Genomic DNA, 24,792 nt, shown 5'->3' on the forward strand with positions numbered 1-24,792 from the left:
GTTAGTGCGTCCAGGGCGTCTTGCGGTCAGACTTGAAATTGTCCGGATAGCTCACGCGCTTGGGCGTCGCGTCATGCGCCGGCTGCACGGTATATTCGATGCCATTGCGCTGGGCATAGGCCTCGGCTTCTTCCAGCGTCGGGAACGAGAGCTTGATCTGCTGGCGCATATCGGAGCTGCTGGTATAGCCCATCAGCGGCTCGATCTTGCGGGCGATAGCGGGTTCATGAACCAGAACCCACTGCTTGGACTTACCCTTGCCGGACTGCATGGCGTTACGGGCAGGGCGGTAGATACGGGCGGTCATGCAAAGTCCTCAACACGATGCGTGCGAATGGTCGGAGTACAAAGATTCGAACTTTGGACCCCCGGTTCCCAAAACCGGTGCTCTACCAGGCTGAGCTACACTCCGACGTCGCGCCTTTCCGTTAGCGTGTTCGGCACCAAAGGGCAAGGGCGGCAATGCGGCACTGCACGCTATTGACGGCATCGCTGCATCCGACCAAATAGGCGCTATGGTTGACCTGAGCAAACGCTGGCCTTTAGGGCTCGATCGCCGAAACTGGCCGGATTACCTGGCCTTTTTCATCTTGGCCCTGTTCATTCTGCTTTTCTTCGATGCCTATGCGTCGCGCAGGGCCATCGCCTTGGCAGTCGAATGGCGCCAGCCATTCCAGTTCGTCACCCATTTCGGCCTGTCCGATTGGGTGTTGATTCCCAGCGGCATCGTCTTTCTCCTGAGTTTTGCGACCTATCGCCTCTGGAAACAGACGTCGCGCTGGCGACTAGCCCTTTATGAGCTGGCACTGCTCTCGGGCTTCATCTTCGCGGCAGTTGCCGGCACAGGGCTCCTGGTCAATCTGCTGAAACGCCTGTTCGGTCGCGGTCGCCCGACCGTATTCGAAGAGTTTGGCGCCTTCGACTTCCAGTACCTGCTGAACGATTGGACGTTTCAGAGTTTTCCATCGGGCCATTCGACCACGGCGATGGCAACCGCCATCGTTGTCGGCTTTCTCGCCCCGCGCTTCTTCCGCTTGTTCCTGATCATAGCGCTGGTCACGGGCGTGTCGCGCGTCGTGGTTGGGGATCATTATCCGACGGACGTGCTGGCCGGCTTCGTAATCGGCGCCGTCGGCACTTATGCCGTTCGCAATTATTTCGCCCGCCGGCGCTGGCTGTTCAAAGCCATGCCTGACGGGCGCGTGCGTTTCCGCGGTGTTCCGGCCCTGCGCCGGTTGGCTCAGCGCGCCCTGGCGTAGCGGTCAAAGCCTGCACGCAGGTCGGCTTTGAGGTCTTCCGTGTCCTCGAAGCCAATGTGAAGCCGCATGAGATGTCCTTCGTCGGTCCACGGCAGGGCTGAGCGTGCGCCCTTGATCGCGACGGGCAGGCAGAGGCTTTCGAAGCCGCCCCACGAATAACCCATAGAAAATATCTTCATCTGATCGACGAATGCCGCCAGGGCCTCGCGGGAGCCAGGTTGCAGCACAAAGGAAAAGAGGCTCCCCGAGCCGGTGAAGTCGCGCTTCCAAAGCGCATGGTCCGGATGGCTCGGCAGGGCAGGGTGAATCACTGCGGTGACTTCCGGCTGCTGCTCCAGCCAATGTGCGATTTCCAGCGCCCGCTCCTGATGGGCGGCCATGCGGATCGCCAGGGTTTTTAGGCCGCGCGAGACGAGATAGGCATCGTCGCCGGAGGTAAAGAAGCCAAGCAGCGTGCGCACCCGCGACACATCGGCCCAGGCCGCCTCGGTTGTCGAGATCGTGCCTGCAAAAGCATCGGAATGCCCGACGAACATCTTGGTACCAGCATGCACGACGATGTCGGCGCCAAGCTCCAACGGCTTGTGATAGAGCGGACTTGCCCAGCTGTTGTCGACGATCAGCCGCGCACCATTGGCGTGCGCCGCCTTGGCAATCGCTGGGATGTCCTGCACCTCGAACGTCAGCGAGCCCGGGCTTTCGGCCAGCACTGCCCGCGTATTGGGCTGCATAAGGTCCGCGATCCCGGCGCCGATACGCGGATCGTAGTAGCGCGCGGTGATTCCCATATGGGTCAGATAGCCATCGGCGAACTTGCGGCCCGGCTCATAGGCGCTGTCGGTAATCAGAATATCGTCGCCGGTCTTGAGGCAGGACAGCATGGCAATGGTAATGGCGGCCAGACCTGATGGCACGAGCTTGGTGCGATAGGCGCCTTCGAGCGCCGTCACGACCTCCTCGACGCCCTCCGTCGTGGGATTGCCTGCGCGCCCATAAAGGAAGCGCTGCTTCTGGGCGTCGAGATCGGCCAGGGTTTTGAAGAGCACGGTGGAGCCGCGATAAACCGGCGTATTGACGAAGCCAAACTGGCTATCGGGGTCGCGCCCGGCGTGAGTCAGGATGGTTTCCATGGAGGGCGGGTTCAAAAAAGAAGTCATGCCTGCTCTGTGCTCAAAATCGGATCAGTTTCATGGTCTGGCTAAAAAAGAGACAGAATTGCTGTCCCAATGCACCTTCTGCCCTTGACGTTGCCGTCGATAGGCGCTTGCATGCTTAACAGCATCTATTCGCCGCTCAAAGGCGGCGGGTGCCGCCGGAGACGCCGAAACGAAAGTTAGGAAAGAAACTCCGGGATAAGAGGGTCAGGAAACAAAAGGCAAACAAATGAAAAAAAAGCTCGTAACGCTTACAGCAACGGCGATACTGGGTCTTACGGCGGTCTCGGCTCAGGCCGCCATTTTGGATGACGTCAAGGCAAAGGGATATGTGCAGTGCGGCGTGACCGGCGGTGTGCCGGGCTTTTCCGCTCCTGATTCCAACAATGTGTGGACCGGCATCGAAGTCGATTTCTGCCGCGCCATGGCCGCAGCCGTCTTCAACGATGCCGAAGCTGTCCGCTACACGTCGCTGACCAGCCAGGAACGCTTCACGGCTCTTTCGGCCGGTGAAGTCGATGTGCTTTCGCGCACCACGACCTGGACCATGAGCCGCGACACGCAGCTCGGCATCAGCTTTGTCGGCACCATGTTCTATGACGGCCAGGGCTTCATGGTTCGCAAGGCCGACGGCATCGAATCCGCCCTTGACCTCAGCGGCGCTGCTATCTGTATCGAATCCGGCACCACCACCGAACTGAACGCAGCCGACTACTTCGCCGCCAATGGCATGGAATTCAACACGGTCGTGTTCGTCGACCAAGACGAAGTCGTGAAGGCCTACGAAGACGGCCGTTGCGACGTCTACACCACGGACTCCTCGGCTCTCGCCGCTGAACGTTCCAAGTTCGCCAACCCGGATGACCACATCATCCTGCCCGAAATCATTTCCAAGGAGCCGCTTGGCCCTGTGGTTCGCGCTGGCGACACCCAGTGGTTCAACCTCGCTCGCTGGACCTATTTCGCGCTGCTCGAAGCCGAAGAACTCGGCGTGACCTCGGCCAATGTCGACGAAATGCTCGGCTCCGATAACCCGGCCATCAAGCGCCTCCTCGGCGTTGAAGGCGACTTCGGCACCCCGCTCGGCGTGACGAAGGACTGGGCATACCAGATCATCAAGACCGTTGGTAACTACGCCGAGTCCTATGAACGCAACGTCGGTCCGAGCACCCCGATTGGGCTTGAGCGCGGCCTGAACGCCCTTTGGAAAGACGGCGGCATCCAGTACGCCCCGCCGATCCGCTAATCTGAACGAATTGTGCCGGCGCCCCAAAGTGGGCGCCGGTCTCTTTGTTCTGTCACCTATGGCGCCTCAAAAGGGCGCATAGCGGTTACTTGCGGCCAAGGGACAGCATCATATGACCACTCGCGAAATGGGGCACGACGCTGCCCCCCGCGTCAGCTTTTTCAATGATCCAGTGATCCGAGGGATCATCTACCAGGTCGTTGTCGCCGTTATTCTCATCGGCTTCATCTTCTGGATCGTCGGCAACACCGCGGCAAACCTCGCCGCCCAGAACAAGACCAATGGCTTTGACTTCCTCTGGAAGACGGCCGGCTTCGACATCAGCTTCGCGCTGCTGCCATGGTCGCGCGCCTCCTATTACTGGGAAGCATTGTTGGTTGGGATCACCAACACCCTCCTCGTTGCCTTTATAGGTATCGTTTTCGCCACCATGCTGGGCTTCACCATCGGCGTGGCGCGGCTTTCCAGCAATTTCATCGTCGCGCGACTGGCCGCGGTCTACATCGAAACCATCCGCAATATCCCGCTGCTGCTGCAATTGTTCTTCTGGTATTTTGCGGTGCTCAAGACCATGCCCGCAGTGCGCCAGTCGATTGCCCTGCCATTTGATTCCTTTATCAACCAGCGCGGCATCATGGTACCTCGTCCAACCCCGGATCAGGAGTTCGGCTGGGTCATGGTCGCCATTGTCGTGGCGCTGATCGTGGCGGGCGTGATTGGTGGTTGGGCAGCTCGCATTCGCACACGCACCGGTCGATATCCGGTCCAGATCGTCTGGCCCGGAAAACTGGCTGATGCAGTGGTGACATTCCTTGTCGCCTTCGTTGCCCTCGTAGTCTTACTGGGCGTCGTTTTTCCGATCGCAAGCTTTGTCCCCGTCTCCGCCATCGTGGCCGCTGCCGTGGCATTGGGGTCGCTTACCCGATACGCGGCGATCGCCAAGGCTGCGCTCACGTTTTTCGTGGCCTTCGTCCTCTGCAACGCTCTTCTGGGCTTCATGTTCAGCTGGGTGCCTTCGCTGATGGTCTCTCTCATCAGTGCACTGATCGCTCTGGTCCTTGGTCAGGTGGTCTACTCGAACACGGCAAATCGACCACCGAGCGATGCCCGCTTCCCCTTGGCCTTGCTGGTTCTGATCATCGTGGGCGTGCCCGCCTTGGTTTATTGGCTCACCGGCGCGACTTTGGCGTTCGAGGTTCCGGTTCTGGAGCGCTTCAATTTCAAGGGTGGCCTGCAGCTACCGCCTGAATTCGTTGCGCTAGCCTTCGGCCTGACCATCTACACCGCCTCGTTCATTGCCGAGACGGTTCGCGCTGGCATCCAGGCCGTGAACAGGGGGCAGACAGAAGCAGCCCAATCCTTGGGATTGAAAGACGGGGATCGTCTTCGCCTGGTTATTGTTCCTCAGGCCATGCGCGTGATCATCCCGCCTCTGACCAGCCAATATCTCAACCTGACGAAGAACTCTTCGCTCGGGGCGGCTATCGGTTATCCCGAACTCTTCAACGTGTTTGGCGGTACATCCATCAGCCAGAGCGGCCGAGCCATCGAATGCATGGCCATCATTATGGTGGTTTACCTGACATTCTCGCTGATCACGTCGGCGATTATGAACTGGTACAATGCCCGTGTACGGCTCGTGGAACGGTAGGAGGCGCACATGACCGATATCACCTATGTCCGCCCCAGCCTTGTTGAAGCCCGCCCGGCGCCTCGCAGCACCACCGGCGTGCTGGCCTGGCTGCAGAAGAACCTCTTCGCAACGCCTACCGACGCGGTTCTGACACTGTTCGGCGCACTGTTCCTACTCTGGGCAGTGCCGCCGCTCGTCAATTTCGTTTTTATCAACGCCGTTGGGATCAATGGCACGGTCGAAGAATGCCGTGTTGAAACCGCCGGGGCATGTTGGGCCTATGTCTGGTCGGAGATGGAGTTCTTCATCTACGGCTTCTACGATATGTCTGAACTCTGGCGCCCCAACATCGTTTTCGCCCTGGGTGCGGCTCTGCTCATCCCGCTTCTTATCCCCAAGGTGCCGTTTAAGCGGACCAACGCTCTGCTGCTGCTTATCGTCTTTCCGGTGATCAGCTATTACCTGCTCGCCGGCGGCGTCTTCGGGCTGAAGCCCATGCCGACCGAAAAGTGGGGCGGCCTGCTTGTTACCCTGATTATCTCCGCAGTGGGTATCATCGTCTCCTTCCCGCTCGGCATCATCCTGGCCCTGGGGCGGCAATCGAAAATGCCGGTGATCAAGATGCTCTGCATCGGCTTCATCGAACTCGTTCGCGCCGTGCCGCTGATCACCATCCTGTTCATGGCCTCGATCATGCTGCCGCTGTTCATGCCGCAGGGCACAACGGTCGATAAGCTGCTCAGGGCTCTGGTGGGCGTCACGCTGTTCAGCGCCGCCTATGTGGCGGAAATTGTGCGGGGCGGCCTGCAAGCCATCCCTCGCGGGCAATATGAAGCTGCCGCGTCACTCGGGCTAAGCTATTGGAAGCAGATGTACTTCATCATCCTGCCCCAGGCGCTGAAACACGTCATACCCGGCATCGTCAACAACGCCATCGCACTCTTCAAGGATACTTCACTCGTCTACATCGTGGGCATGAAGGATCTCCTCGAAGCGGTAAAGACCAAGAACGACACCGCGCTGGAGTGGCAATCAGGCAATACGGCCACGACCGGCTATCTCTTCGCCGCCGCCGTGTTCTGGATGTTCTGCTTCAGCATGTCTCGCTACTCCATGTTCATGGAGCGTCGTCTCAACACTGGCTACAAGAGGTAGCTCCATGTCCCAGGTTTCCGAAACCATCGTCGAACGGGAAATCGACACCAGCCACATGCAGGTCTCCAAGACCGAGGTCGCCATCGACGTCATCAACATGCACAAGTGGTATGGCGATTTTCACGTGCTGCGCGACATCAACCTGCGCGTTATGAAGGGCGAGCGTATCGTCATTGCCGGGCCCTCGGGCTCCGGCAAGTCGACGCTGATTCGCTGCATCAATCGCCTTGAAGAGCACCAGGAAGGCCAGATCATCGTCAATGGCACGGAGCTCACGGCCGACCTCAAGCGCATCGATGAGGTGCGCCGCGAGGTCGGCATGGTGTTCCAGCACTTCAACCTCTTCCCCCACCTTACCATTCTGCAAAACCTGACCCTCGCCCCGATCTGGGTGCGCGGCATCCCCAAGGCCGAGGCCGAGGCGACCGCCATGCACTATCTCGAGCGCGTGAAAATCCCCGAGCAGGCCAATAAATTCCCCGGCCAGCTCTCGGGTGGTCAGCAGCAGCGCGTCGCCATTGCGCGTTCGCTCTGCATGCAGCCCCGGATCATGCTCTTCGACGAGCCCACCTCGGCGCTCGATCCGGAAATGGTCAAGGAAGTGCTCGAAGTGATGATCAGCCTTGCCGAAGAAGGCATGACGATGATTTGCGTCACCCACGAAATGGGCTTTGCCCGTCAGGTGGCCAACCGCGTCATCTTCATGGATCAGGGCCAGATCATCGAGCAGAACGAACCCGAAGAGTTCTTCTCGAACCCACAGCACGAACGCACAAAACTGTTCCTCAGCCAGATCCTGCATTAAAGATCTCACACACCGGCTCTTCTCCCTTCGCGGGAGGAGAGCTGCCTGCGAATTGACGACCGCTCTCATTGTCCGGTGGAATTGCTCGCCTCCCAGCAATCGCCGCCTTGACCCGGCGCCTTGCCCTGCCAATATGCGGTGGCACAAAGGGAAGCCGCGGATTGACCTCAGTTTTCAAGCGATTGCTGCCGCTGGCAGCGGGCCTTGCCTGCGCCCTTTCGCTTGCCGTGACCGCTGCCAGCGCGCAGACGCTCGATGCGGTGCGCGAGCGTGGCTTCCTCGTTTGCGGTTCCAGCAATCCCCTGGCCGGCTTTGCCCAACAGGATGCCAATGGCCGCTGGTCCGGCTTTGACGTAGACCTTTGCCGCGCCCTTGCTGCCGCCGTCTTCGGCAATCCCGACCTCATCGAATTCCGCGCCTTCCGCGGCGAAGCCCGTTTCGCGCCGCTACAGACGGGGGCAGTGGACGTTCTCATGCGTAACGGCGCCTGGACCGCCGGCCGCGATCTCCGTTATGGCGCGCGCTACGTGACCCCCAGCTTCTTTGACGGGCAGGGGTTCCTCGTCCCGCAATCCCTCAGCGTTGTTTCGGCCTATGAGCTGAACAATGTGAGCGTTTGCGTCGTCGACACATCGGACGCCGTCGAAGCCCTTGATGACTTCTTCTTCTCCAATCAGACCAGCTATACCGACGTCGTCTATGAAGACATCGCCGATCTCATCGTCGCCTATCGTGCCGGCATGTGCGATGTCATCTCCGCCTCGGGCCGCCAGTTGCAGGCCATCCGCCGCGAACTCACCGACCCGTCGCAACACCGCATCCTGCCCGAGCGCATCTCCAAGGAAACGCTGGGCCCCGTCGTTCCGGGCGGCGACGATCAGTGGTTCGAGATCGTTCGCTGGACCATTTTTGCCCTGATCACCGCCGAGGAAGTTGGCGTTACGAGCCTCAACATCGACTCCCTGACCGCCGCCCGCTCGGCCGATGTCCGCCGCCTGCTTGGCGTCGAAGGCGATTTCGGCACATCGCTCGGCCTGCGCGCCAGCTTCATGACCGACGCCATCCGCGCCGTCGGCAACTATGGCGAACTCTACGACCGACATTTTGGCCCACAGACCGGTGCCGCGATGCTTCGTGGCCAGAACGCCCTCTGGAGCAATGGTGGCCTGCTCTACGCGCCGCCGATCCGCTAAAGCAGCGGCGACAGCAACCGAGCCGCCTGAGTCATGAAGTAGAGCGTCACCGGTCGCGTCGACACCTCCGCCAGGCTGACCTGCCGACAGGATTTGAAATCCTCGTCCAGCATGTTCTCGACTGCTGCCAAGGTTCGATCATCGGTGAACCAGAGCGTGATCTCGAAATTGATGGCAAAGGACCGGTTGTCGAAATTGACGCTGCCCACGGTGGCAATGTCGTCGTCCATCAGCACCACTTTCTGGTGCAGGAAGCCATCGGTATAGCGATAGACCGAGATGTCGTGTTCCACCATGGCATCGGCATGGGCGATGCTCGCGAGCCAGACCAGCGCATGGTCCGGATTGTCCGGCAACATGATCCGCACATCCACACCGCGCAGCCTCGCCGCGAAAAGTGCGGTCCTGATATCGGTATCCGGCACGAAATAGGGGCTGACGATCCATAGGCGCTTCCGCGCCCGCCCGATCAGATCGACATAGGCAATGGCGCATTCCTCGAGCTTGTCGGCGGGGCCGCTGCCCATGACCAGCACAGATTGATCGCCCGGCGTATCAAGCTCCTTGGGAGGCGTTGCGGGCAGGCGCTCGCCGGTCGCCCATTCCCAATCCTCGCGGAAGAGCAGCGCACAGCCAAGGGCAGCCGGCCCTGAAACGCGTACATGCGTATCGCGCCAGCGCCCGAATTTGGGGTTCTCGCCGAGATATTCGACGCCCACATTGTGCCCGCCGACCCAGGCATGCTTGCCATCCGCCACCACGATCTTGCGATGATTGCGATAGTTGATCCGTGTCGGCCCATAGACGCGCAGAAATTTGTGGCGCTGGTTGAACCCGGCAACCTTCACTCCGGCCTCGCGCATCTGCGCCCGGAACCGTTTGGGCATGCCGGTGCTGCCGATATCATCGTAAAGCAGCCGGACTTCGACCCCGGCCTTGGCTTTGGCGATCAGCCGCTCCGCCAGTTGCTGGCCCAGCCGGTCGTCGCGCACGATATAGAATTGCACGAGCAAATAGTGCTCGGCCGCCTCGATCCCGGCGAAGATGGAGTCGAAGGTCGCCGTTCCATCGATTAGTAGCTCGACATCGTTGCCCTTGAGGAAAGGCAGTTCCGAAACCTGGACCTGTACGGGCCATAGGGCATCCGATTCCCGGTCGATCAGCGCCAGGTCCTTGGCGCGCAGCGGCCTGTCGGCTCGGCCATTCTTGATCCGGTCGGTGGCATAATCGTCGAAAAACTTCCAGCCGAAGATCATGTAGAGAAAGGCGGTGGGGAAGGGCAGCAGCGCCAGCGAAATCAGCCAGGCAATCGAGCCCTGCGAGGTCCGGGAGTTGAAGATTTCCCGCACCGCGCAAACAAACGCCAACAAATAGATCGCCGCCATGATCGCCGCGACCAGATGCAGGTCGGCGACTATGGCCCGTAGGATATCATCAATGCCGAACACGGCGATCCTCTCACCTAGTGAGAGAGCACTGTATCAGCCGATGGCCGTTCGACAATCCCGCGTCGAGTTGTCCGACCCTCAGGCCGACTCCGCCTCGATGATGTCCGAGATATCGATCGGCGCGCGGTCTTCCATCCAGGCGGGGACCGGCAGGTCCTTGGAGCGCAGGAATTCGGGATTGAAGATCTTGCTGGCATAGCGGTTGCCGTAGTCGCAGAGCACCGTGACGATGGTCTTGCCCGGCCCGAGATCGCGCGCCATGCGCACCGCGCCAGCGATATTGATCGCGCTCGAACCACCGAGGCAGAGGCCTTCATATTCGAGCAGGTCGAAAATGTAGGGCAGGGCTTCGGCGTCGGAGATGCGGTAGGGCAGGTCGACCTTGAGTCCTTCCAGATTTGCCGTGATACGACCCTGGCCGATGCCCTCGGTGATCGAATTGCCTTCGGATTTCAGCGTGCCATTGGCGTAATATTCGTAGAGCGCGGCACCCTCGGGATCGGCAAGGCCGATCTTGATATCGGGATTGCGCGAGCGCAGCGCTTCAGCCACACCCGCCAGCGTACCGCCCGAGCCGACGGCAGTAATAAAGCCGTCGATCCGCCCATTGGTCTGGTGCCAGATTTCAGGGCCGGTGGTTTCGATATGGGCGCGCTTGTTCGAGACATTGTCGAACTGGTTGGCCCAAACCGCGCCTTCCGGTAGTTCGCGATTGAGCTTTTCGGCCAGGCGCCCGGAAATCTTGATGTAATTATTGGGGTTCTTGTAGGGCTTGGCGGGAACCTCGATCAGCTGCGCGCCATAGAGCCGGAGGGCGTCCTTCTTTTCCTGGCTTTGCGTTTCGGGGATGACAATCACCGACTTGAAGCCCAGGGAATTGGCCACCAGCGTCAGGCCGATACCGGTATTGCCAGCAGTGCCCTCAACAATCGTTCCGCCGGGCTTCAGTGCGCCGGACTTGACCAAGTCATGAATGATGAACAGCGCCGCGCGATCTTTTACCGACTGACCCGGATTGAGAAATTCGGCCTTGCCCCAGATTTCGCATCCCGTCAGTGCCGATACCCGGTTGAGGCGGATGAGCGGCGTATTGCCGATGGCGGAAATGAGGTCTTCGTGCTTGGCCATGATCGTCCGGGGACTCTTGTTGCTGAGCCATCAAGGTATGGGCCCCACCCGTCGCGAACAAGTGTCAAACACCGGCAATGGCACGACTTTCCGGTCTGTGGCTATGGAACGAAACCCCCGGCTGGCAGAGCTGAAAAAGGCGGTTTCTTTTTCTAAAGCTCTCCTTGCCGATCCAGCGCGCGCTGCCGGGATGTCTTGAGATCGACCAGGGGGCGCGGATAAGTCTTGCCGATGAAGACGCCTGCCTCCTGCAACACGGCATCCGGGGCGCTGGCCGGGTCGTGCACCCATTTGTCCGGCAGGTCTTTCAGCTCCGGCACCCATTTGCGGACATAGTCGCCAGCCGCGTCGAACCGCTCGCCTTGGGTGACAGGATTGAAAATCCGGAAATAGGGCGCCGCATCGAGCCCGCAGCCTGCGACCCATTGCCAGCTCGCCGGGTTGTTGGCGATGTCGCCATCGACGAGGCAATCCCAGAACCAGCGTTCGCCATGGCGCCAGTCGATAAGCAGATTCTTCGTGAGAAGAGATGCGACCAACATACGGACGCGATTGTGCATATAGCCGATCTGCCACAGCTCGCGCATGCCGGCGTCAATGATCGGAATACCCGTGCGGCCCTGCTGCCAGGCCGCCTCCGCCTTGGCATCGCTATGCCAGCGCATCCCCTGATATTTCTCCTGCATAGGGACTGTGGCTATGTCCCGGCGATGATAGAGCTGGTGATAGCTGAAATCGCGCCAAGCCAGCTCGGAGAGGAATTTCTCGGCATGGGGCCTGACTTCCGGATCTGCTTCCATCCGCGCCTGAGTGGCGTACCAAACCTGCCTCGCCGTGATCTCTCCAAAGCGCAGATGCGGCGAAAGCCGCGATGTCACATCGCGCCCCGGAAAGTCGCGACCCTCGGGATAATCTTCGAGCCGCTCATCAAGGAAGTCATGGAGCGCCTTTTGACCTGCCGCCTCGCCGACCGCCCATTGCCCTTCGAACTTCCGCGACCACTTTGGCGCGCGGTAGTCGCGGTCGTATCCCGTAGCGGTAAGAGCCTCGCCGAGCTTGCGTGGCGCCGGAAGCGGTTGCTCGATCCGAAAATCCCTCAGCGTCTTCCAGAAGGGCGAAAAGACCGAGTAGGGTTTTCCCTGCCCGGTGGCGATCGTCCAGGGCTCGGCCAGCATGTTCCCGATATGAGATGCGACGCCAAGCCCGCGCTTGCGCAGGTCGCTCTTGATCTGCTGGTCGACTTCCCTTTCGCCGGGGGCATAGCGCCTGTTCCAGTGAACCGACTGCACGCGTTCCTCGGCAATGACCCTGTCGAGCACTTCTGCCGCCGTGCCGGAGCGCACGATCAGCAAAATGCCTTTCTGTCCAAGCGCCTGACCCAGCGATTCCAGACTTTGGTTCTGCCACCAGCGCGCCGCGCCTCCGGGGGCGCGCACGCCTTCGTTCGTCTCGTGGATGTAGAGGGCAACGACCCTGCCGCCATCCGCGGCGGCGGCCAGCAGGGCAGGGTTGTCGCTGAGGCGCAAATCATTGCGCAGCCAGACAAGGCTTGTTGGTCGGTCCACGGGTCTGCTCCGATGCTTTCCGCCACTACGAGCGGCAGCGGCGATCGGTTCAGTCGAGAACCTCTTCCATGACCTCGGCCAGTTGCTCGAGCGCCGAACTCCAGGCTTCCATGGAGAAGATGCGTGTCTGCGGATCGGCATGTGGCAGGCCACGCTCGACCAGCGTGATTTCGGTATTGTCGTCATCGATAGCGCGGAAAGAGATGTCGAGCACGAAGAGCAGTTCTTCGTCGTTCTCCTCGTCCCGATGTATCCACGACATCACCAGCTTCTGGTCCTCGACATATTCGAGGATTTCGCCGGTCACCTCATGGTCGGCGTCATCGTCTTCATCGGCATAGGTGACGAAGCGGTATTCACCACCCTTGACCGCGTCGAATTCGGCCTCATCGACCTGCCACTGTTCGATCAGCGCCGGATCGGTCCAGGCGGAGAAGACGTCGCTCACATTGGCGCCGATTTTTCGCGTGAGCGTGATCTGGCTTTCGTTGTCGAGATCGATGTCGTCGCTCATGCCAGCTTCTCCTTTGCTTCGGGGTGCAGCTCTGCGGTTCTGGGCAGAAAGATCGTAAGAATACCAAGAACCGGCAGGAAGGCGCAAATCTGGAAGACCGGAATAATGCCAATCCAGTCCGCCAGCGCCCCCATGGCCGCGGCGCCAAGCGCGCCGATGCCAAAGGCAAAGCCGAAGACGAAACCGGCAATCATGCCGACCTTGCCCGGCACCAGTTCCTGCGCATAAACCACCATGGCCGAAAAGGCCGAGGAGAGAACGAGGCCCGTCATGATGCTCATGGCAGCGGTGCCATAGAGATCGAGATAGGGCAGCAGCAGCGTGAAGGGCAGGGCGCCGAGGATCGAAACCCAGATCACCGAGAGACGGCCATATCGGTCGCCGATCGGCCCACCGATAAAAGTGCCTGCGGCCACGGAGCCGAGGAACAGGAAGAGATAGAGCTGGGCCTCGGGCGCCGTCAGGCTGAACTTTTCCATGAGGAAAAAGGCGTAATAGCTTTTGAGGCCTTCGATATAGATGAACTTGCTGAGCAGCAGCGCGCCGATAACGACGAAGGCGACGATGAGCCGATTGCGCGACAGCGCCGGCTTCTTGTGCGCCACGGCGGGGCGAGATGCCGCCTGCCGCTGGTGCTCGACGAACCACCGGCCGACATAGGTGAGCAGTGCAATACCGGCAAAGCCGGCAATCAGGAACCACGCGGTGGTCTGCTGGCCCATGGGAATGAGAATGAGCGCGGCGGCCAGCGGGCCAAAAGCGGTGCCGAGATTGCCCCCGACCTGGAACAGCGATTGCGCAAAGCCAAGCTTGCCGCCCGAAGCCATGCGCGCCACGCGCGACGCTTCCGGATGGAACAGCGCCGAGCCCGTGCCCATCACCACGGCGGCGACAAAGAGCCACGTAAAGCCGTTGGCAAAGGCGAGGCCCAAGACGCCGACGGTAACGATCGTCAAGGAGAGAGCGAGGCTATAGGGATTGGGCTTGAGATCGCCACGCAGCCCGAAGATCGGCTGCAGGAAACAGGCCGTAATCTGCTGACCGAGGGTAAGCAGACCGATCTGCAGATAGTTGAGCCCGTAATTGTCCTTGAGCAGCGGATAGAGCGCCGGCAGCAGGAATTGCAGCAGATCGTTGAGGAGATGCGCCCCGCTGACGGCAAAGATGATGGTCAGGGCGGTTTGGTGGCCCGCCGTTGCGGCAGGGCTGCTCGTTTGCGTGGTCATGAGAGGCAATCCAGGAGGGAAGCCCGTCCTACTCCTCCAAACCGAGAGCAGCAACCTTTGCGAGCCAAATTGCGCAAAATTTGTGCATGTCATGTCGCCTCCGAAATTTGGCCACGGCAAAATTCCGGTCGGCACAGGTGCCACCGGATTGGACGGACCCCGGAGCGGCATTCGCCTCGAAGTATTTAGTAAGTGAAGCGGATACCGCTCCGGAGTGCCCTCTTTTCGGGCGGGAACTATCGGCGACCATTGATCGCTCGTCGCAGGCGGCCAGCCCCGAACGTACGCTGGAGACGATCCAGCGCCGGGCCCCCTCGCTACTGTCGTCTGCAGACCGTCCGTGCGAGGTTGGACGGGGAGAGAATAGCGCAGGTTTTTATGGCGGGGATAAAGTGAATAACTCTGCCATCCTAAGGACGGCCGGAGAGGATGACGATGTATGGAGGATGCGGGTCTGAAGAGACCCGAATGGCTCCGCGAGCTGGACTCGAACCAGCGACCATTCGATTAACAGTCGAACGCTCTACCAACTGAGCTATCGCGGAACACTTCGGTATGGCCCTCGGCGTCGAGAGCGAGGTCCGTGTACCCAAACCTGTTTGGTTTGCCAAGCCCTTATTGTCGAGCCTGTGAATAAATGTGTCATATCCCCAGCGCAAACGCCCGGCGCTGCAGGGCGATCAGGTCATCAAGCGCATTGATGTTGGCAAAGGGGTCGTTCGCCGACTCCTTAGTCCAATCCACTGGTGTCGCTCCCAATTCGCGCAGAATCGCCTTCGGTCCAGCGGATTCGTCAGCATCTTCAAGGGCATCGCGCAGCGCGTTGAGTCGCCATGCACTGTTCGTGGGATAGATATTTTCGCCCCACGCGGCATAGGCGGCCCCGGTCTCTGCTGCAGCACTTTTCAGCCGCTTCACATAGTCCGGCGGCAAAAAGGGCGTATCGACGGCCACCGAGATAAGCACATCTTCGGGTTCTGCTCGCACTTCTAGATAGCGAACGGCAGTCCTGATACCGGCCAGCGGCCCCATTTGCGTCGCGCTTTCGTCGCGGATGCAGGTGTACGACCCAAGCGTGTCTTCCTGGCCCGAGGCGATCAGCAACGCGGATACGTCGGACGCAATGGCGCTGGCCACTCGCTCCAGCAATGGCACACCGCCGATTCTGAGATCGCCCTTTCTCACCCCGCCAAGGCGCGCGCCTTGGCCACCAGCCAATATCAGGCCGAAGACCCTGCTCATTTTCCTGCAGGCTGGCGAAGCAGCAGCAAAAGCACGATGCCGCCGACAAGGCCCCAGAAGGGCGCGCCAATGCCGAAAATGGTGATTCCCGACGCCGTGGCCACAAAGGTGAGAATCGCCGGCAATCGCGCCTCCTCCTGCGCCAGCGCGCCGGAAAGGGCGGAAGCGAGACTTGAGAGCAAGGCAAGGCCAGCGACGGCCTGAATGAGAATGGGCGGCGAGGCAGCGATGAAGGCGGCGGCAAGGCTCGCAGCAAGGCCGAGCATGATATAGACGCCGCCGGCCGCAACCGGAGCCGGCCAGCGCTTCTGCGGATCGGGATGCGCCTCGGGCCCGGCGCAGATCGCGGCGGTGATGGCGGCGAGGTTTATCGTATGTCCGCCAAACAGCGCAGTCAGACCGCTGGCTATGCCGGTCATCACGAAAATCGGGGCAGGGGACAGCGTATAGCCATTGGCCTTCATCACCGCGATCCCCGGCAGATTCTGCGAGGCCATGGTAACCACATAAAGCGGCAGACCAATCCGCACGATGGCATCCCAGGTGAATACCGGCATCACTGGCAGCAGGGTAGGCCAGGTGCCATCGAGCGCGCCTTCAGGCAGGTGTGTCGTCAATGCCAGCACGATTCCCGTTACCACCACGGCAATCGGCACGGCATAGCGCCGTGCAAAGCGCAGTCCGAGCATCCAGGCGAGAAGGATTGGCGCGGCGAGCAGGGGTGCCTCGGCCAATGCGGTAACCGGCGCAAGGCAAAGCGTCAGCAGCATGCCGGCCAGCATGGCATTGGCAATGGCTGCGGGAATGGCGGCGATCAGCCGCGCCAACGGCTTGAATAAGCCGGTTAACAAGACTAGAGCGGCCGTGACGAGGAAAGCGCCCGCCACTGCCGGAAAACCGCCAATCGGCTCGCCGACCGTCAGCAGAAAAGCGACACCTGGCGTGGTCCAGGCAAAACTGATCGGCACTTTTGCGCGGAACGCCACGACGATATTGAGGACGCCCAGCGCCAGGCAAACCGAAAACAGCCCCGAACCGGCCTGTTGCGGCGAAGCGCCCGCAGCAGTCAGCGCCGCCAGAACAAGCGTAAAAGTGCTAGCATAGCCGACAATCGCCGCGAGCGCGCCAGCCATGACGGGTTGCACGAATTCCTTGCGCCCGGTCGGCGCGGTGGCCTCGATGCCCGCATGCATGGCGATTCCCCTTAGAAAGACGGAGGCACGCTAACGTTTTTTCAGGACGGGTCTACCCGTTTCCCCTTTGTCTGGAAGGGCATGGCGAGACTAACCCTCTGATCGGTAAGCTCTTCTTAAGTTTTCGCGAGGGGAAAATTAACCATAATCGCAAATTCTCGCGCTCAGATTCATGTGATGTTGAGTGCTCATCGTGTTGCCCTCCCGCCTTCTGCTCTGCCTTCTGGTGTCCGGCATCATGCTGGGTGGTTGCGCCAAGCCGGTAAACCCGCAAACGCGTCTCACGGCGACCCCGGCCATCGACACGATGAAGACCTCCGCCATCGCCGTTCCGGCCGTGCTCAAGATGGAGCAGCCCCTGCCGGACGAAATCTTTGCACCACGCAATATCGGGGGCCGCACGCTCGCCGTCTCAACCACTGCCGACATTATCCTGAAGCCGGGCGAGGTGGTCCTTACCTTCGATGATGGCCCGCGCGCCGGCAAGACCGAGGCCATCCTGTCGACGCTTTCCAACTATGGCGTCAAGGCCACCTTCCTCATGCTCGGCTCCTCCGCAACCGCCAATCCGCGTCTGGCGCAGCGCGTCGCCATTGCCGGCCATACCGTCGGCAGTCACACCTATGGCCATGTCAATCTTGCCGATCTGACGCGCCAACAGGCGATCGAGGAAATCGTTAGAGGTGAGGAGGCCGTTTCAGCGGCGCTTGCCGGCGGCGGCCAAAAGCTCTCGCCCTTCTTCCGCTTCCCCTATCTGTCACAGACCGGCTTCCTGCGCACCGGCCTCATCCAGAGCGGTGCGGTGGTTCTCGATGTCGATATCGACAGCAAGGACTATTTCAAGGACACCCCGGCCGCCGTGGCCACGCGCACGCTGAGCCGCCTCGAAGCCCGCGGCAGCGGCATCATCCTCTTCCACGACATTCATCAGCGCACGGTCGACATGCTGCCGATCTTCCTCGACCAGCTTGCCCGCCGCGGCTACAGCGTCGTCCGTCTCGTACCGCGCGACAACTCGATCTTCGGCCGCGACCTCATCACCGCCGGCTTTGCCGAAGACGGCGCCGTCCTCTGAGCTGTCGCGGCTGGCAGGTCAGGCATCTGACGGCGTGCCGCGAGCGGAACCAGACCCCATGCCCCGCATTCAAACCTAGGTGTTTGGTGGAGGCGTCTATGCGTTCGAAGATTATTCACGAAGTGGATGGCGAAAGGACCTTTGCCGTCATCCTTGAAACGGGAGACGAGGTCATGGCCTCGCTCAATGCGTTCGCAACCGAAAACAATCTCACTGCCGCCAATTTCACGGCGATCGGCGCCTTATCCCGTGCGACGCTTGCATTTTTCGATTGGGACCAAAAGGAATACCTGCCTATTCCCGTGGACGAGCAGGTGGAAGTCGCTTCCCTGATCGGAGACATTGCCACGGGGCCAGATGGAAAGCCGGCTGTCCATGCTCACGCCGTACTCGGAAAATCCAGCGGAGCTGCCGTCGCCGGCCACCTGCAGGCCGCCACCGTGCGACCGACACTCGAGATCATCCTGACCGAGTCCCCCGGCCATCTGCGAAAACGCTATGATCCCGCCATCGGCATCGCCCTCGTCGACCCCGGGCTTTGACCAGCCCAGTCAGTTGGCGGCTCACAGCGCCCGATAGAGCCTGACCATGTTCGTCTGCCCGTCCTGGCTCCAATAGACCCGGCAGATCAGCCGGTTGCGGTTCTGGCCGCCCCGCACGCCTTTCTCACCCAAAGCTTGCAAAGCTGCATCCTCCGGAGAGCGGGCATCCACCAGATTTTCTGGTTCGATAGTTCCCGAGCGCAGGTCGATCACGCGGAACAGAGGCAAGGCTTCTCCTTCGGTTGCTGGCAAAAAGAAGCCCCAGCGGCGAGCTGGGGCGCGGTCAGACAATGGCGAAACGCGCTTGACAGAACCCCGGTTTCATTGAGCCCAGGTGATCCGCTGCTTCTGCCTCCGCTTCATCTGCAACAATTGGCCCGTAATGAGGGCCCTTACCGTCTTTGCTGCCGGGACAGCGCCCAGCGGGCTGACGATCAGTTTTCCCTCGATCTGGGCATGGATGATGTCGTTTTCGACAAAGTACGCAGCTTTGTGCATCTGTCCGTCGAACTCGACCTCTACGTCGAAGACCTGAGATTGCATTTCCATCTGTGATCCTCCTGTATGCAGCTTAGGCGCACGGGAGGGCACGGCGCATTTAACTTTGACGCGACACGCGCAAGATTAGTTTTGCACTTTCTGGCTGCTCGGCGGGTTTGCTTCAAGGCGTTCAAGCGCCCATCCGACACGGTCGGCGACGTCCAGATCGAAGTCCTGATCGGGCGAAGTCAGCTCATAGGCCCGCAATTGCTCCGGAGTGATCCCGGCCGCCGCAGCGAAAGCCTCGGGATCCATGCCGAGGGACAGGCGGCGATTATGATCGCCTTTCGGCTCTCGCATGGTGGGTGGCACATGCTGGGTCATTTTCAGCCCCCCGCATTGCCCAGAACGACCAGCGTAAGCAGGAATGCTGCCCCGCCGACCCATAGCGCAATCGCCAGCAGCGAAAAGCCCTCCATGAATTCCAGACCAGTCTTATTGTGCTCGTACATAGCGTCCTCCTTCTCGGCTGAAAGGAGAACGCGGCAATTTCGAGCAGGTTGCTACTGAGCCCCCGCTTCGCCCGGCAGACGACGGCGGCGGCGAGCTAGTAGTCCTCGTCATCCTCGACATCGGTCAGGTAGACCGAAAATTCGATGTCGATGCCATGTCTGGCAATCGCCGCCGCCGCATGCGCCGGGAGGCGCGCCGACATGGCTTCGCCCTCCTGCGGATAGTCGAAGGCAAGATCGAGCACGGCGCGGCCCAGCCGGCGGTCGGCCAGCATCGCTTCGATCACTGGACCGGTGCGATCCGCCAGCTCCAGCAGCGCGCGAATGGCATTTTCGACCGGCACATCGACCTGCCCGTAAAAGCTGCCTTCGGCATCTTCCGGTTCATAGCGCACCAAAAGCTGCTTGAGCGCCTTTTCGGCCTCGAATTGGGGCAGGGTTAGACCAGACAGCCTCAGGGCAATAGCGAAGGGTTCAAAGGTGCTCATCCCTGTCTCCCGGCAGTTGCTGCGAATAGGGCAATAGCCGCAGCGTTGGACACGTTGAGCGACTTGATCGGCCCCGGCATGTCGAGCCGCACCATCTCGTCGCAGAGTTCACGCGTGCGCTGCCGCAACCCCTTGCCCTCGGCACCGAGCACGACGGCCATCGGCCTGTCGTCGGTGCGCGCCTTGAGGGGGGCAGGGGCTTCGGAATCAAAGCCGAGCACGGTCAGCCCGCGCTCCTTGAGCGTCTCGATCGCATCGCCCAGATTGCGCACCTCGATCATCGGCACGAGATCGAGCGCGCCGGAGGCGGCCTTGGCCATCACGCCGGTTTCGCGCGGCGAGTGGCGCGCCGTGGTGATGACAGCATCGGCGCCAAAGGCGCAAGCGGTGCGCAGGATGGCGCCGACATTATGCGGATCGGTCAACTGGTCGAGCACCACGACCAGGCGCAACTGCTTGATATCGGCCAGCCCAAAGCGGCTCACCGGATCGACTTCCAGCGCCGCGCCCTGATGCACGGCCTCGCCGCCGAGCAACCGGTCGAGTTCCTTCGGCGTCGTTTCCTTCACCGAAACCTTGCCGATATCGCCACTTTCCTTCAGCCGGTTGAGGGCATTGGGCGTGACCAGCAATTCCTTCTTCTGCCGCAGCGGATTGTCCAGCGCGGCGCGAACGGTGTGGATGCCGTAAAGATAGACCGGCCCGGTATCGGGGTCATATTTGGGCTTGGGCGGAAACTTGTTGCGGCTCATGAAAAGCGCCTTTCCGCAACTGAATGAGGGGGAATTGGAGCGGGTAGCGGGAATCGAACCCGCGTATTCAGCTTGGAAGGCTGCTGCTCTACCATTGAGCTATACCCGCCCTTACGAGGCTAAAGCCGAAATTGGCTTATCCCGAACCCGGACAACAAGGCAAGTGGGGCTTGGGGATAGGTCGAGTTTTTTCACCTATCACAAGATTTCTGCACAAGGGTGGCGGAAGGGTGTTGACACCTTTGCGACAGCCAACCATAAACCGCCCCGACGAAACGCCTAGCGCTTCGTTGTCTCACCCGAGAATGTGGAGGGGTGGGAGAGTGGTTAAATCCATCAGACTGTAAATCTGACCGCTTAGCGTACACTGGTTCGAATCCAGTCCCCTCCACCACCCGGGCCCCGGCGGGCCGCCGCCCCCAAAAGAACAGGTCTAGGTCGTTGCCCCCAAGGTGGGCGTCACCGTCGCTCCCCCTGCCTCATTGGCTCAAGATCGGGCCCGATACCTGGCCGATCCTTCGCGCACCCTCCAACGCAGATTCAGTCACGTCGAAGTATGCGGGCAGCCAAGGTGCGCCATCAATGTCGATGGCGTCGCCATGGATATGAACTTTCCAGCCCATCAGGCGCCATAGGGCGAGCCATTTTCGGTCCTGGATACCGCCGACCTGCCGGTAGCCCATAAGCATGCAGTATTCCAGCACGGCAGCGCAGCATTGGGCCATGAGTATCTTGCTGCGCTCATCTCGACGATGCCTGACGATAAATCCTCGCGTCCATTCCGCGACATGAGGATCGCGAGGCATGGACTTACGATTGCAGATTGTCGGAAAGACCTCACTAAGCAGATGCGGAAGGTTGGTCTGTATCAATCGCGATCCAGCGACCACTTCTTCTCCATCGGTAACGACCAGATAGGCGGCTGCGCCCGTGTCAAAAGCATCGCGCTCAAGACCATCTTCAGAGCGCGGAACCCAGCCGAGCTCCTCCGCATAGACAGCATGCCGTGCGCGAAAAAGCGCATCGAGTTGCGGTAGGTGTTCAGATTCATGCGGTCGAGTAATGAATCGAAATTGCATAGGCGTCCCCCAGCGATAATCGGGGAACGATAACGTGACCGACCCATATGCGATATCGGGCATGTCTCGATCAGACCATCGCGCGGCGGGCGCCCGCGGAGTCCCGCGTTCAGCGCCAGGCCAGGTTCCGCTGTCCATCGACGCTCCACGCGCCCGGGCCTGCAAACACCAGATAGAGATAGATAAAGCAGAACAGGATCGCCCCTGTACCCATATTTTCGGCCGGGAAAAAGCCCATGGGGAAGTGCCCTATCCAATAGCCCACTGCCATCATGCCTGAGAGGACGAAAGCCGCCGGGCGGGTGAGAAAGCCGATAAGCACCAGCGCCCCGCCGACAAGCTCCAGCACGCCTGCGGTGGTCGTCAGCGCATCGAGCGGCACGGGGAAGGGCACCGGAAAATTGAAAAGCTTCTGCAGCCCGAAATGCACGAACAATAGGCCGGTCACGATCCGCAAAATGCCAAGCACGGCTGGCGCGAGACTGTTCAAACGATCGATCATTCTGGTTCTCCTCTCTTGTTGCTCTCAGGGGCAACGCCCTCGCCTATGCAACGAATGAGGGAGGTCAGCTTCGACACACCCGGCTTAAAACCGTGCGTTGAACGGCTTTAGCGTCTCATAAAGCGACCGGAAGTGCTCGAACCGCTCATCATAAAGCGCAGCCAACCCCCTATTCGGCTCAAAAGTCCGTTCGAACCGCACCAACTGCCGCACCGCCGGCAGCAGCGCCTCGAAAGCCCCACTGCCCACGCCCGTCAGAATGGCCGCGCCCAGCGCCGCCGCATCTGGCACGGTGGTGCGTCTGAGGCGCATGCCCAGCACATCGGCCCTGATTTGGCACCAGACATCCGAACGCGAACCGCCGCCACCGATATTGGCGACCTCGATTCTTGCGCCCGCCGACCGGCTCAACGTCTCGAAAGCCCAGCGCACCGAGAAGGCGACGCCTTCCATCACCGAACGCGAAATGTGTGCCGGTCCAGCATTGGCGTCGAGCCGGGCAAAGGTGCCTCGCGAAGCGCTGTCCCAGATCGGCGCGCGCTCTCCCGCCAGATGCGGCAGGAATAGCGGCAGGCCCTCGCTCGGTTCGCAAGTCCCTGCCAGCGCGGAAAGCTCAGCGGGGCTGCGCCCCAAAAGCGTCGACAGCCAGCTCAGTGCTGCCCCACCCGACTGGGTCGGAGCCGCATGCATGCGAATACCCTCATAGGGCGGAAAGAGGATCACGCCGGGCGTCGGTACGACTGTGCTCGAGACCACGCCGGGAATTTCGCTCGTCCCCGACTGATACATGGCATCGCCATCCGAAACCACGCCGCAGCCGAACATGCCCGCCCAGGCATCCATGGCCCCCACTGTCACCGGAAGGCCGGCAAACGGCAATCCAGCTCGAACCCGACCGGCAATGTGATGAAACGGAAACAGCGGCGGCAGCCTTCCGGCGCTTCCCGGGAGCAGATCGAGCAGCTCGCTCACATAGGCGCCCTTGGCGTTCACCAGCCCAACAGCCGCAACCGGATCGCTCGACACCGCCCCCGTCAGCTTCAGCGCCACAAAATCCTTGGGCAACAGCACATGTCGCGTCGCCGCCCAGCTCTCCGGCTCCGTCCGCGCCACAAAGGCCATGCGCGACAGAGCGTGGCTGGCATCGATCGGCACCGGTCCGCCGAACCAGGCTGTTTTCTGCTCAGCCGTCACCTGCGCATCGAGCTTTGCGGCATCTCCCGCCGCCCGCGTGTCCTGCCAGGTGATCCCCGCACGCACGGCCTCGCCCTTGTCATCCACAAAGACATGCGAATTGACTTGTGAAGTGAGGCCAATACCCAAAACCCGCGCGGGATCGACGGCGCCCGAAAACTGCCCCAACGCGCCAAGCACGCCGTCCATCCAGTCCTGCGGGTCCTGCTCCGCCATGCCGGGCGTGAGCCGCGAGGTCGGATGCGGGCGTGAAAAGCTTGCCAGTTGCACGCCGTTCTGGTCGATCAGCGTCGCCTTCGTGGATGTCGTGCCGATATCGATCCCAATGAGGCAAAAATCCACGCCCATTCTCCCCGAAATCCCGCTTGCTGTCCGGCAGGCGCCCCTTATAGTGCCTTGAAGCACAAGGAAAACAACCGCCGGCTGTCCCGCAGGCGGGGATAGCAGGAGGGCTCTTTCGTGTCGCTCAATAAATCTGCCCTGGCATTTGCCGGCATTCTTCTCGCAACCACTGCTCTGGGCACGGGCGCCGCGTTGGCTCAGGCCAAGGTCGCCATCGTCACCCCCTATATGGCCCAGCCGGGTACGCAGTTCTACGTCGAAGCCTTCCAGGCCGTCGCCGCCGAGAACGATTGGGATGTGAACGTGATCGACACTGCCGGCGATGTCGCCGCCGTCATCAGCCGCATTGAAGACCTCGTGGTCCAAAACGTCGATGCCATCGTCATCAACGTCGATCCGACCCAGGTGACCGCGGGCCTCCAGGCCGCCAAGGATGCCGGCATTCCCGTCTTCGGCATGGATGCGGGCGCCGATCCGCTCCTCGTTACCAACGTGACCTCCAATGGCTATGCCATGGCCGCCGAAACCTCCACCTATGTTGCCGATCGCATCAAGGGCGAAGGCAATGTGGTGATGTTTGTCTTCGACGCCTTCCCGCCGGTTCAGGTGCGTGGCGTCGTCGCCGATGCCGTCTTCGGCAATTTCCCTGACATCAATGTGCTCGACCGCGTGACGCCCGACGTCTCCGATGGTGGCATTGCCGACAGCCGTGCCAAGATGGAAGCCATCCTCGCTGCTAATCCCGAGCCCGGCAGCATCAAGGCGGTCTGGGCCGCCTGGGACCAGCCGGCCCTTGGCGCCCTGCAGGCCATTGAAGATGCTGGCCGCTCCGGTGAAGGCATTGTCATCACCGGCATCGACGCCAATCCCCAGGCCCGCGAAGCCATCGCCGCCGGCGGCAATTTCGAAGCCTCCGTCGCCCAGGACTTCGCCGGCATCGGCGCTACGACTGCCGAAGCCGTTGCTCGCGTCCTCGCTGGCGAAGAAATCCTTCAGTCGGTGACCTATGTGCCGACCAAGCTGGTCACCGTGGCGAACGCCGCGGAATAAGTTGCCGTCTTGTCG

27 protein-coding genes and 4 tRNA genes are annotated in these 24,792 nt (G+C 60.9%); 10 read left to right on the forward strand and 21 right to left on the reverse strand.

Features of this window, described 5'->3' with window-relative positions; genetic code table 11:
- Position 1: 1 nt before the first annotated feature.
- Complete coding sequence (locus tag J7557_RS19340; protein WP_291421726.1) at positions 2–307, reverse strand: ETC complex I subunit; 306 nt, start codon at positions 305–307, stop codon at positions 2–4.
- Between the two features lie 28 nt (positions 308–335).
- Positions 336–412: transfer RNA gene (locus J7557_RS19345), tRNA-Pro, on the reverse strand.
- 178 nt (positions 413–590) lie between these two features.
- Here J7557_RS19345 and J7557_RS19350 point away from each other — a divergent pair.
- Positions 591–1,259 carry a phosphatase PAP2 family protein gene (locus J7557_RS19350; RefSeq protein WP_291421728.1) on the forward strand — a complete coding sequence of 223 codons (669 nt, stop codon included), beginning with the start codon at positions 591–593 and terminating at the stop codon, positions 1,257–1,259.
- Here the strand turns inward: J7557_RS19350 and metC are convergent.
- On the reverse strand, positions 1,241–2,416 hold the full coding sequence (metC, locus tag J7557_RS19355) for a cystathionine beta-lyase (protein ID WP_291421729.1): 1,176 nt from the start codon (positions 2,414–2,416) through the stop codon (positions 1,241–1,243). The genes J7557_RS19350 and metC overlap by 19 nt on opposite strands.
- A gap of 226 nt (positions 2,417–2,642) precedes the next feature.
- Here metC and J7557_RS19360 point away from each other — a divergent pair, with 226 nt between their 5' ends.
- The 5 genes from J7557_RS19360 to J7557_RS19380 all read left to right on the forward strand — a co-directional run bounded on the left by J7557_RS19360 (position 2,643) and on the right by J7557_RS19380 (position 8,445).
- Positions 2,643–3,659, forward strand: a complete 1,017-nt coding sequence (locus J7557_RS19360) for an amino acid ABC transporter substrate-binding protein (RefSeq protein WP_291421731.1) — start codon at positions 2,643–2,645, stop codon at positions 3,657–3,659.
- 112 nt (positions 3,660–3,771) lie between these two features.
- Positions 3,772–5,310, forward strand: a complete 1,539-nt coding sequence (locus tag J7557_RS19365) for an ABC transporter permease subunit (protein WP_291421733.1) — start codon at positions 3,772–3,774, stop codon at positions 5,308–5,310.
- Between the two features lie 9 nt (positions 5,311–5,319).
- Positions 5,320–6,447, forward strand: coding sequence for an amino acid ABC transporter permease (locus J7557_RS19370; protein WP_291421735.1), 1,128 nt, complete (start codon positions 5,320–5,322; stop codon positions 6,445–6,447).
- 4 nt (positions 6,448–6,451) lie between these two features.
- A complete protein-coding gene (locus J7557_RS19375; RefSeq protein ID WP_291421736.1) occupies positions 6,452–7,252 on the forward strand; it encodes an amino acid ABC transporter ATP-binding protein in 801 nt (266 codons plus the stop codon).
- 161 nt (positions 7,253–7,413) lie between these two features.
- Positions 7,414–8,445, forward strand: a complete 1,032-nt coding sequence (locus J7557_RS19380) for an amino acid ABC transporter substrate-binding protein (RefSeq protein ID WP_291421738.1) — start codon at positions 7,414–7,416, stop codon at positions 8,443–8,445.
- On the opposite strand, the gene cls is transcribed toward J7557_RS19380, so the two are convergent.
- From cls to J7557_RS19420, 8 genes are all read right to left on the reverse strand, one after another.
- Positions 8,442–9,893, reverse strand: a complete 1,452-nt coding sequence (cls, locus tag J7557_RS19385; protein WP_291421740.1) for a cardiolipin synthase — start codon at positions 9,891–9,893, stop codon at positions 8,442–8,444. The genes J7557_RS19380 and cls overlap by 4 nt on opposite strands.
- 78 nt (positions 9,894–9,971) lie before the next feature.
- On the reverse strand, positions 9,972–11,021 hold the full coding sequence (locus J7557_RS19390; protein WP_291421741.1) for a cysteine synthase A: 1,050 nt from the start codon (positions 11,019–11,021) through the stop codon (positions 9,972–9,974).
- Positions 11,022–11,173: 152 nt separating this feature from the next.
- Complete coding sequence (locus J7557_RS19395; RefSeq protein ID WP_291421743.1) at positions 11,174–12,586, reverse strand: deoxyribodipyrimidine photo-lyase; 1,413 nt, start codon at positions 12,584–12,586, stop codon at positions 11,174–11,176.
- 49 nt (positions 12,587–12,635) lie between these two features.
- Positions 12,636–13,100, reverse strand: a complete 465-nt coding sequence (locus tag J7557_RS19400; protein WP_291421745.1) for an SRPBCC domain-containing protein — start codon at positions 13,098–13,100, stop codon at positions 12,636–12,638.
- Entirely contained in the window at positions 13,097–14,326 is a 1,230-nt protein-coding gene (locus J7557_RS19405; RefSeq protein ID WP_291421746.1) for an MFS transporter, read from the reverse strand. Before J7557_RS19405 ends, J7557_RS19400 begins: the two co-directional genes overlap by 4 nt.
- A 469-nt stretch (positions 14,327–14,795) precedes the next feature.
- A tRNA-Asn gene (locus J7557_RS19410) sits at positions 14,796–14,871 on the reverse strand.
- A 97-nt stretch (positions 14,872–14,968) separates the two neighbouring features.
- Complete coding sequence (locus J7557_RS19415) at positions 14,969–15,568, reverse strand: NTP transferase domain-containing protein (protein ID WP_291421748.1); 600 nt, start codon at positions 15,566–15,568, stop codon at positions 14,969–14,971.
- Positions 15,565–16,761 carry a benzoate/H(+) symporter BenE family transporter gene (locus J7557_RS19420; RefSeq protein ID WP_291421750.1) on the reverse strand — a complete coding sequence of 399 codons (1,197 nt, stop codon included), beginning with the start codon at positions 16,759–16,761 and terminating at the stop codon, positions 15,565–15,567. Before J7557_RS19420 ends, J7557_RS19415 begins: the two co-directional genes overlap by 4 nt.
- Before the next feature lie 193 nt (positions 16,762–16,954).
- On the opposite strand from J7557_RS19420, the gene J7557_RS19425 reads away from it, so the two are divergent.
- Both J7557_RS19425 and J7557_RS19430 read left to right on the forward strand, forming a co-directional pair.
- The gene (locus J7557_RS19425; protein WP_291421751.1) at positions 16,955–17,836 is read left to right on the forward strand and encodes a polysaccharide deacetylase family protein; all 882 of its coding nucleotides are present in this window, start codon (positions 16,955–16,957) and stop codon (positions 17,834–17,836) included.
- 98 nt (positions 17,837–17,934) lie between these two features.
- Positions 17,935–18,378: a PPC domain-containing DNA-binding protein gene (locus J7557_RS19430; RefSeq protein ID WP_291421753.1), complete on the forward strand. Its 444-nt coding sequence runs from the start codon at positions 17,935–17,937 to the stop codon at positions 18,376–18,378.
- 21 nt (positions 18,379–18,399) lie between these two features.
- Here the strand turns inward: J7557_RS19430 and J7557_RS19435 are convergent, their stop codons facing one another.
- From J7557_RS19435 to J7557_RS19465, 7 genes are all read right to left on the reverse strand, one after another.
- Positions 18,400–18,606 (reverse strand): hypothetical protein, encoded by a 207-nt coding sequence (locus J7557_RS19435; RefSeq protein ID WP_291421755.1) that lies wholly within the window; start codon positions 18,604–18,606, stop codon positions 18,400–18,402.
- 93 nt (positions 18,607–18,699) lie between these two features.
- Positions 18,700–18,927, reverse strand: a complete 228-nt coding sequence (locus J7557_RS19440; protein WP_291421757.1) for a hypothetical protein — start codon at positions 18,925–18,927, stop codon at positions 18,700–18,702.
- A 75-nt stretch (positions 18,928–19,002) separates the two neighbouring features.
- A complete protein-coding gene (locus J7557_RS19445; RefSeq protein WP_291421759.1) occupies positions 19,003–19,242 on the reverse strand; it encodes a helix-turn-helix transcriptional regulator in 240 nt (79 codons plus the stop codon).
- Positions 19,243–19,244: 2 nt separating this feature from the next.
- Entirely contained in the window at positions 19,245–19,370 is a 126-nt protein-coding gene (locus J7557_RS19450) for a hypothetical protein (protein ID WP_291421761.1), read from the reverse strand.
- Positions 19,371–19,465: 95 nt separating this feature from the next.
- Entirely contained in the window at positions 19,466–19,858 is a 393-nt protein-coding gene (locus J7557_RS19455; RefSeq protein WP_291421763.1) for a hypothetical protein, read from the reverse strand.
- Positions 19,855–20,610, reverse strand: a complete 756-nt coding sequence (gene rlmB, locus J7557_RS19460) for a 23S rRNA (guanosine(2251)-2'-O)-methyltransferase RlmB (protein ID WP_291421765.1) — start codon at positions 20,608–20,610, stop codon at positions 19,855–19,857. Before rlmB ends, J7557_RS19455 begins: the two co-directional genes overlap by 4 nt.
- Before the next feature lie 35 nt (positions 20,611–20,645).
- A tRNA-Gly gene (locus J7557_RS19465) sits at positions 20,646–20,719 on the reverse strand.
- A 200-nt stretch (positions 20,720–20,919) separates the two neighbouring features.
- On the opposite strand from J7557_RS19465, the gene J7557_RS19470 reads away from it, so the two are divergent.
- Positions 20,920–21,004 (forward strand) — tRNA-Tyr (locus J7557_RS19470).
- An 85-nt stretch (positions 21,005–21,089) separates the two neighbouring features.
- On the opposite strand, the gene J7557_RS19475 is transcribed toward J7557_RS19470, so the two are convergent.
- The 3 genes from J7557_RS19475 to J7557_RS19485 all read right to left on the reverse strand — a co-directional run bounded on the left by J7557_RS19475 (position 21,090) and on the right by J7557_RS19485 (position 23,727).
- On the reverse strand, positions 21,090–21,752 hold the full coding sequence (locus tag J7557_RS19475; protein WP_291421767.1) for an acyl-homoserine-lactone synthase: 663 nt from the start codon (positions 21,750–21,752) through the stop codon (positions 21,090–21,092).
- A 46-nt stretch (positions 21,753–21,798) separates the two neighbouring features.
- Positions 21,799–22,191, reverse strand: a complete 393-nt coding sequence (locus J7557_RS19480) for a DoxX family protein (RefSeq protein ID WP_291421770.1) — start codon at positions 22,189–22,191, stop codon at positions 21,799–21,801.
- Between the two features lie 84 nt (positions 22,192–22,275).
- Positions 22,276–23,727, reverse strand: coding sequence for an FGGY-family carbohydrate kinase (locus J7557_RS19485; RefSeq protein WP_291421772.1), 1,452 nt, complete (start codon positions 23,725–23,727; stop codon positions 22,276–22,278).
- A 117-nt stretch (positions 23,728–23,844) separates the two neighbouring features.
- Between J7557_RS19485 and J7557_RS19490 the strand changes: the two genes are divergently transcribed.
- Entirely contained in the window at positions 23,845–24,777 is a 933-nt protein-coding gene (locus tag J7557_RS19490; RefSeq protein WP_291421774.1) for a substrate-binding domain-containing protein, read from the forward strand.
- Positions 24,778–24,792: the final 15 nt, after the last annotated feature.

Source organism: Devosia sp., from assembly GCF_017744655.1.
Classification (GTDB): domain Bacteria; phylum Pseudomonadota; class Alphaproteobacteria; order Rhizobiales; family Devosiaceae; genus Devosia.